This is a genomic window from Geodermatophilus obscurus (assembly GCF_900143215.1).
GTDB lineage: Bacteria > Actinomycetota > Actinomycetes > Mycobacteriales > Geodermatophilaceae > Geodermatophilus > Geodermatophilus obscurus_A.
Genome location: NZ_FRDM01000046.1, coordinates 21,344 through 29,279, shown reverse-complemented (window position 1 = coordinate 29,279; position 7,936 = coordinate 21,344). Strand labels below are relative to the sequence as shown.

Annotated in this window: 5 protein-coding genes, 1 tRNA gene, 1 pseudogene and 1 riboswitch; of the genes and pseudogenes, 4 read left to right on the top strand and 3 right to left on the bottom strand. The window is 69.7% G+C overall.

Annotated elements, in window-relative coordinates:
* Nucleotides 1-152 (top strand): annotated as a pseudogene (locus BUB17_RS26355) (IS1380 family transposase); the annotation flags it as partial.
* Nucleotides 153-470: 318 nt separating this feature from the next.
* Here the strand turns inward: BUB17_RS26355 and BUB17_RS22605 are convergent.
* Nucleotides 471-851: a RidA family protein gene (locus tag BUB17_RS22605; protein ID WP_072920914.1), complete on the bottom strand. Its 381-nt coding sequence runs from the start codon at nucleotides 849-851 to the stop codon at nucleotides 471-473.
* A gap of 324 nt (nucleotides 852-1,175) precedes the next feature.
* Here BUB17_RS22605 and BUB17_RS22595 point away from each other — a divergent pair, with 324 nt between their 5' ends.
* Complete coding sequence (locus tag BUB17_RS22595) at nucleotides 1,176-1,883, top strand: hypothetical protein (protein WP_072920912.1); 708 nt, start codon at nucleotides 1,176-1,178, stop codon at nucleotides 1,881-1,883.
* A 642-nt stretch (nucleotides 1,884-2,525) separates the two neighbouring features.
* A complete protein-coding gene (locus BUB17_RS22590) occupies nucleotides 2,526-4,703 on the top strand; it encodes a hypothetical protein (RefSeq protein WP_072920911.1) in 2,178 nt (725 codons plus the stop codon).
* Between the two features lie 122 nt (nucleotides 4,704-4,825).
* Here BUB17_RS22590 and BUB17_RS22585 read toward each other — a convergent pair.
* Both BUB17_RS22585 and pstS read right to left on the bottom strand, forming a co-directional pair.
* Nucleotides 4,826-4,899 (bottom strand) — tRNA-Ile (locus tag BUB17_RS22585).
* A 33-nt stretch (nucleotides 4,900-4,932) separates the two neighbouring features.
* A complete protein-coding gene (gene pstS, locus BUB17_RS22580; protein WP_072920910.1) occupies nucleotides 4,933-6,030 on the bottom strand; it encodes a phosphate ABC transporter substrate-binding protein PstS in 1,098 nt (365 codons plus the stop codon).
* A 450-nt stretch (nucleotides 6,031-6,480) separates the two neighbouring features.
* Nucleotides 6,481-6,647, top strand: a riboswitch (cyclic di-AMP (ydaO/yuaA leader).
* A gap of 11 nt (nucleotides 6,648-6,658) precedes the next feature.
* On the opposite strand from pstS, the gene BUB17_RS22575 reads away from it, so the two are divergent.
* Entirely contained in the window at nucleotides 6,659-7,879 is a 1,221-nt protein-coding gene (locus tag BUB17_RS22575; RefSeq protein ID WP_072920909.1) for a M23 family metallopeptidase, read from the top strand.
* The last annotated feature ends 57 nt before the right edge of the window (nucleotides 7,880-7,936 follow it).

Genomic DNA, 7,936 nt, shown 5'->3' with positions numbered 1-7,936 from the left:
CGATCCGCGCGCAGCTGATCAACGTCCCGGCGCGGATCGCCTCCTCAGCCCGGCGCCTACGCCTGCACCTGCCGCGGAACTGGCCCTGGCAGACCGGCTACCAGCAGCTGTTCACCGCCACCCTCGCACCACCGGGCACGGCCGCGGCCTGACCACCCAGCCCAGCACCGGGCGCGAGGAACGACCGACGTGGAAGAGCCGGCCCGACCGGCGATCACCGCACGCCCATCACCAGGAACCATTCCACCGAGCAGGATCACATCAGCTGAAAAAGCTCACCGGCGGATCAAGGCTGAGCGCCCCCGCGGAACGCGCGGCCGCCGCGCAGGACGGGCGCGTCTCCGAGCGCGCTGTGGGCGCCGTGTGCGCGCCGGCCGAGGTTCGCGACCTCGGCGCCCCGTGGCCACCGCGCAGGACTGACCCTCTTGGGAACTCCTCGCCGCCCCGCGCCGATGCCCGGAGGGTGGTCCTCAGTCGGGGATGTGGGCGATCGCCGCGACCTCCACGAGGAACTGCTCGCGAGCCATGGGTGCGACGACCACGGTCGATGTCGGTGGAACGGAGCCGGTGAAGAAACGTCTTCGTACTGAGCCGACAGCAGCGGCGTAGTCGGCGGCAGCGAGATAGGTCGTGGTCGACACGACGTCGTCGAGGGTGCCTCCGGCCGCTTCGACGACCGCAGCGAGGTTCTCGAAGACCTGGACCGCCTGGGCCTGGACATCCCCGATCCCCACGTAGGAGCCGTCGGGGGCGAAGGCCACCATGCCGGAGACGTGCAGGGTTTCCCCGTCGAGCACACCGTATGAGTACGCGTTGTTGTCGGCGACCTCAGCGGGCAACGAAGCCGGCATGATCCTCACTCGGCGGCGTGACATCCGGCTTCCCCTTCTCCAGCAGGGAGGTGCCGAGTGTCATGGATCCTCGGCACAGGCGTGTTCCAGGCCTCGCGACGGTCGCGGTCGATCGTCTCAGACTCGACCGCGCGACCGGCCCATGCAGTGATATCCGTACCTAGCAGTGGCAGTGGCAGTGGCAGTGGCAGTGGCAGTGGCAGTGGCAGTGGCAGTGGCAGTGGCAGTGGACCGGCGGACTGCGCCCGCGGCGCGACCCGATCTCGACGGCCGGTGCAGTTACTACCCTCATCCCGTGGCCGCCGTTCGGCGGAGGGGGTAGCCATGACGTCGCCACCGGGCATCCAGACCGACCGTGAGTTGCTGCGCTCCAGTGGGGCGCTGCTCCTGGGAGGGTTCCTCTTCACCACCCTGGTCACCGTGCTGTTCCATCCCGGTGGCAACGAGGACGTCCACGAGGACATCTTCGCCAGGTATGCGGCGAGCGCCACGTGGGAGTGGGTGCACTTCGCGCAGTTCGTCGACGTGCTGGTCGCCCTGGGCGGGCTGATCGTCCTGCATCAGGTGCTGCGGCCGCGGGCCGGCCGACTGTCGGCGTTCGCCGCCGGGATGACGGTGGCCACCGCCGCGGTGTGGGCCGTGCTGCAGGCCGTCGACGGTGTGACGCTGAAGCAGGCCGTGGATGCCTGGGTCGCCGCCGACGGACCCGAGCGGGCCGCCCGCCTCGGCGACGCAGAAGTCGTGCGCTGGACCGAGTGGGGCCTGCAGAGGTACTTCCGCGTGACGCTGGGGCTCGCCCTGCTGCTGTTCGGCGCGACGATGCTGGTCACCCGCGCCCTGGCCGCCTGGATCGGCTGGGTAACCGCGCTGGCCGGGTTCATCTCGGTCGCGGTCGGGGTCGATGTCGCCTACAGCGGCCTGCAGAGTGCCTTCCAGGGGCTGGCCGTGCCGGCGTTCCAAGTGCTGATGCTCGTCGTCGGGGTCGGCGTGCTGGTCTCCGCGCGCAGGGAACGCGCACCCGTCGTCGCTTGACCGTCGCCCATCCCAGGTAGGGGCTTACCGGTGGGGCGGGTGGGGCTCGAACCCACGACCCAGGGATTATGAGTGCTCACGCGCTGTGCGCTGTGCTCAGCTGCGAAGAAGCAGGACACGCGGGAGCGTAGGCCGTCGAATACTCGGGTGTTGTGTGAAACGTCGCGACAGGCTCCGAGGGGAGGCGGCGACAGTCAGGGACGTGGTGGTCCCCGGCTCAGCCGCCCTCGGCGACGTCGCAGCATCAGCCATGCCAGGTGTCACGTCGCCTGGCAACACTCCCCAACTTGCCGCTCACGTCCTGGTCGTGGGCGGGCGTGGACTGATCGGCGCAGACGTTCGGTGATAGTCCGGTGACGTAGTCGTGACGGCACCAACCTAGCGTCGCTAGCGACGCGTGCCGTCCCGGGCATGTGATGCGTCGAAGCCGAGGTGAACCCCATGACCTCAAGCCCTCCTGGGTCAGGTTCTGGTGGTCCTCCCGTGTGGCCCCCGAATGTCTTTGTTAGGCCCTCTCCCAGTGCCCCCAGCGACCAAGGCTCCCGCAGTCCTCGCCGGTGGCTCTCCGGTCGCATCTCGGACTCGAGGTCGGCGTGGGCCGCCGCCGGTCTCTTTGCAGCAGTCGGGGTCTTCGCCACCTGGGTGGGCCTGCTTGACGTCCTGTCCGCCGCCGACCTGCAGTACAAGCTCATCGGGCTCGCGTTCGCTGTGGCCGGATTGATCCTCTTCACCGGAAGTGCGGTCCTGCTTCGGAAACGGTGGTGGTGCACGCACGGGCGGGTCGGAGCAGTCGCGGCAGGCGCCGCCGGAACGCTCGTCGGCGGCTACCTGTTCGTGATGCAGTATCAGGCGCCTGACCTCGCTCCGAGCCGCCTACAACCCTTTCCGGCATGGGTGCCTTGGGCTTGTGTCGTGGTCGCCTCGGTGGTGGGGGCCGTCCTCGGGTGGTGGAGCACGGCTAAGTACGCCGATTTCCAGGTGAGCTGGACGGCGATCGGTGGACGCCTTGTCGCCGGGGGGCTGTCCGTCACACTCCTCTTCGGGGGAGTGCAGTGGTGGTACACGCAGCAGTACAAGCCCGGGACCATTGGCGCGACCCTCACTGTGACTGCCGAACTGAAGGAAGTGTCGTTGCCCGAGGAGGCGATGGGAGGCGCGCCTGGCTCTCGGCTGTTCGAGGGTGACGTGGTGCTGAAAAACGACAGCGGCACGACGGTTCAAATTGTTTCTTCGCAATACGTGGCCGTCCGCATCAGACACGACCCTCGAGATCTTCCCGAAGCGTTGAACGAGGTGGATCAGGAGAGGCTTGCCGCATCCTGCTTCTTCGAGGAATTGGCGCCCGTAACTGATCCGGAATGTCGCTCGCCATACACGGTGCGCCGATATGGCGAGTTTGATGAGGACGATCCCAACGCCGGGGATGACCTGTCCGTCCATCGCAGTACTGTGGCGAGTTCTTCAGCGGTGCTCCAACTTGGACCCGTCGCAGAAGATGGAACATGGGTCGAACCCAAGGAAAGCATACGTGAGAACGTGCTGATCCCTGTGCCGGATGACGGGCAGGACGCCTACCTCGAGACCCTAGAGCTCAGAGTCACGCTTGCCGTGGCCAAGGGGGACCGGCTCGTATTGCAGCGTACGGGCGGGCATGGTCCCGAGATGCTCCCCCGGACGGTCATGGGCATCGAGGAGTATCACGACTACAGGAGGGCCGACGGCACCGGACCGACCTCGGCGCCTTCAGACGGAGAGGCTGGCACCGAGAAGGTGCCCCTTCCTGTTCGAGATGCGTACTACGAAGAACTCATCGAGCGCGTTGAGGCCCCGGTGTTGGCACCGGGCGCACAGCGGCCCCCGCCATCTCCTCATCGCATCGCCTACACGCGGACGCTGATCGAACCCTCAAGCGCCGTCAGGAGACTGGTTTACGGTGACCAGGCGGTCAACACGGTACAGGTGCTGACCGTCCGGCAGTACAACGAGTTCGGACCTCTGCTCGAGGTTGAGAACCCCTACCTCGTCGTGTGCACCGCTCCCGCCGAGAAGGGCGAAACGGCAGAGAGCCTTGAGGAGGTTCGGCGTGACCCGACGCTTGCCTGCCCCGGCCATTGGTTCGACTTCCGTGACGAGGATCGCAGGTTAACCTCGTGGGAGCAGGAATATCAGGAGCTCGTCAAATACCGTGAGGATATGGATGCCTTCTACGGACTCGTTTTTGCGGCCTCTTCGGACGTCGCGAAATTGACAGGACCCAACGAACTCATTGAACAGCAGCCTGAGTTGTCGGCGGCTCAACACGACCTACACAACATCAGCGATGTCTTCCGCAAGTGTGCACCCGTGCTGGCGTTCGTTGACGCTGTCACGGCGTTCGGCGACAAACTGCAACAGGCGTTTGATCGGCATTCGAGTGAGATGGACGTGCCGACCGGCCGACCTGTCGTTGACGGGGCGCCTTCGCTTCACGAAGGAGTTGTGGCGGCCGACACCTTGGCTTCCTACCTCGACGAGGCCCAGAGCTGGCTCAAGTACTGCGGAACCACTGGAGAACTCGCCGATGATGTGGTGACAGGATCCGGAGCGGACTACTGCTTGCAGACGGCCGACGCCAAGTCGGAGGCCTTGCTGTATGCGCGCGACCTGGATGTTGCAGTCCGGGAGCACCACGAGGTGATGCTGCGGTACGAGAGCGGGTCGATCACGGCGGAAAAGGCCATGGACTTGGGGACGCCCTCACTTGTGGCAGGTGCCGCAGCCGCCGACGGGTACCGCCGAGCCGAGGACGCGGCCGACCGGATGGTCAACAGCTGCCGTTGACTTCCGCCAACGGAAGTGGTGTCTTGACTGCTGCTCGACGAGACGCAGAAGGAGTCGGGGTGCCGCAATCTTTAGGGCGACCGTCGGCGATTAAGCAGCGATCGAGCGTCGACTGAAGCCGGTGGGGCGGGTGGGGCTCGAACCCACGACCCAGGGATTATGAGTCCCATGCTCTGACCGGCTGAGCTACCGCCCCGACGTGTCCAGCCTGCCAGATGCGCGGGCCGCCTCAGGACGCGGTGCTGATGGCGTCGATCGCCGTCCGGGCCTGCTCCCGCAGTGCGTCGGAGATGGGCGCGGAGCCGGCGACCTCGGCCGCCGCGGCCTGACCCTCCTCGCTCGTCACGTACGTCATGAAGTCCGCGACCAGGTCAGCGGTGAGCTGGTCCTCGTACCCGATGCAGCCCAGGTGGTAGCTGACCAGCACGATCGGGTACTCGCCGGACTCGGCGGTGGTCCGGTCCAGCTCGAGGGCGAAGTCGTACGGCCCGCGGCCGGGCAGCGGCTCGGACCCCTCGACGACGGCCGCCGCGGCCTCCGGAGTCGGCGTGACGAACTCCCCGCCGACGCCGATCCTCGCCACACCCAGGTCGCCGGCCTGTGAGAGGTCGGCGTACCCGACGGTCCCCCGGCCACCGGCCACGGCGGCCACCACCCCGGAGTTGCCCTGGGCTGCCTCGCCGCCCGCCACGGGCCACTCGCCGTCCGGCTCGTACGTCCACGCCTCGCCGGCCGCGGCGGCCAGGTACTCGGTGAAGTTCTCGGTGGTGCCCGACTCGTCGGAGCGGTTCACCGGCGTGATCGGCAGGTCCGGGAGCGAGGCGCCGGGGTTGTCCGCGGCGATCGCCGGGTCGTTCCAGTTGGTGATCCGGCCGTCGAAGACCCGGGCCAGTGTCGCGGGGGACAGACCCAGGTCCGGGACGCCGGGCACGTTGTGCACCACCGCGATCGGGGAGATGTAGTTGGGCAGCTCGAAGACCTCCCCGCCGCAGCGCTCGCGGGCCGCGACGAGCTCCTCCTCGTCGAGCGGGGCGTCGGAGCCGGCGAAGTCGATGCCGCCGGCGACGAACTGCTCGCGGCCACCGCCGGAGCCCACCGGGTCGTAGTCCACGGTCACGCCGGGCTGCACCCCCGAGTACCCCGCGGTCCAGCCCTGCATGGCCGCCTGCTGGCTGCTCGCCCCGGCGCCGACGAGGGAGCCGCTCAGGTCCCCGGCCGTGACCGCCCGGCCGCGCTCGTTCGGCGGCACGTACTGCGACAGCGCCACCGCGGCGCCGGCCACCGCGGCGACCCCGACGGCAGCGGCGACCTTCCTCCGGGCCGACACCCGCGTCCTCCCGCCATCCGGCCCGCGCACTCCCGCCGGGCTTCCTCGGTCGACCCTAGGCGTCGCTCCCGGCCGCCACCGAACGGCTCCTGTGCGCGCCGGTACACCATCCCGCCGAGAGGTGGCGAGCCCTGTGGACGGCGCCCGGACGGCGTCCACAGCCCCCCGATCGGGTTGTTCCGTGGGCGAGATCACAGCCGGCACCGGGCGTGGAGGCCAGGCGCGGGGGGAAACCCCCGGCATCCCGGCGATCGTGCTGCTCGCCTCGCGTGTCACACCCGCACCGCGGGTTGCCGCTCCGCGATTGAGCGCTGACAGTTCGTAGTGGGTGCCGTCCGCAGCGGCAAGGAGGCGCCCCGGTTGCGTTACCCGATCGTGACCCGGAGCGCGGATCCGTGTAGCTTTCCCGACGGCCTTGCCGGGCTCAGCTCCTCGGAAACCGAGGGCCTCGGCACGGCCCCGCCGAACCGTCGACGTCCCCTTCCGGGGCCGAGGCGGACCGGGGACCCACCGAACCTCTGGGGTGAGTCCTGCCTGCGCGGGTGTCGCGCAGGCAGGTAGGGCGCCGTCCGGCCCGAACCCGTCAGCTAACTCGGTAGGCGGTTGCGAGGATGGGAGAACCGTCGCCTTGGCGACCCTGCACCGCCAGCACACCGTGGTCCGCTGCGCCACCTCACCCCGCAGCCGCCTGAGCGCACCGCGCCGGGTCGTCGTCGTCGCCGCCGCGGTGGCCGGGCTCCTGGCCGGCACTCCTGTCGTCGCCGCTGCCGCCCCCGCTCCCGCCGCCTCCGAGCAGGCCTCGCTCGCTGCGCAGGTCGAGCAGATCGAGGCCCAGGTCGAGGCAGCCGAGGAGCAGCTCCAGCGGATGACCGTGGAGGCCGAGGCGGCCGCCGACGCCGCGCTGGTCGCCCGCGCGCAGCTCGCCCACGGCCAGGCCGAGGCCGAGCGGACCGCCGCGGAGTTCGCCGCCGCCCAGGCCGCCGTCGCCGAGGCCGAGGACGACATCGCCGAGCTCAGCCGCGAGGCCTACATGGGCGCCGACAACCGCTACGGCGACCTCGAGATGGTGCTCGATGCGACGAGCCCCACCGAGCTGCTGCAGCAGGCCGCGACCATGGAGGTCATCGGCGACCACCGCGCCGACCGGCTGCGGGAGTTCCTCGTCGTCGAGGCCCGGGTCGAGGAGGCCGACCGCGCCGCCAAGGCCGCTGTCGCCAAGCTCGGTGAGCTCGCCCGTGCCGCCGACGAGGCCGAGCGGGCCGCCAACGACCACCTCGCCCGGGCGCAGGCCGACTACGACGCCCGTGCGGCGGAGAAGGCCCGTCTGGACGAGGAGCTCCGCAAGGCCGGTGAGCGCATGCTCGCCGCGCAGGGCGCCGCCGACGCCGCCGCCGCGTGGAACGCCCGCCAGGCCCAGCAGCAGCAGGCCCTCGCCAGCGCGTCCGGCACCTCCGGCATGCCGACGGCGGGCCGCGTCACCTCCTGCTTCGGTCCGCGCTGGGGGACCATGCACCAGGGCGTCGACATCGCCGCGCCCATCGGCACCCCGATCCACGTGCCCGAGGACGGCGTCGTCCTGCAGGCCGGCCCGGCCAGCGGCTTCGGCCAGGCCGTCTACGTGCAGCACGGCGACGGCCAGATCACCCTCTACGGGCACGTCAACCAGTTCTTCGTCAGCGCCGGCCAGGTCGTCCAGGCCGGGGACCACATCGCCGACGTCGGCAACAAGGGCCAGTCCACCGGGCCGCACCTGCACTTCGAGGTCCACCAGGGCGGGCTCTACGCCAGCCGGGTCAACCCGATGCCGTGGCTCCAGTCGCACGGCATCTCGCTGGGCGGCGCCTGCTGAGGGCGGACCGGCCACACCGACGCGGCCGCCGGGGGAGTGCCCCCCGGCGGCCGCGTC

What these genes read in the sequence shown, in the direction of transcription:
- BUB17_RS22605 (WP_072920914.1), bottom strand. Translation starts at nt 851, where the DNA reads ATGCCGGCTTCGTTGCCCGCTGAGGTCGCCGACAACAACGCGTACTCA.
- BUB17_RS22595 (WP_072920912.1), top strand. Translation starts at nt 1,176, where the DNA reads ATGACGTCGCCACCGGGCATCCAGACCGACCGTGAGTTGCTGCGCTCC.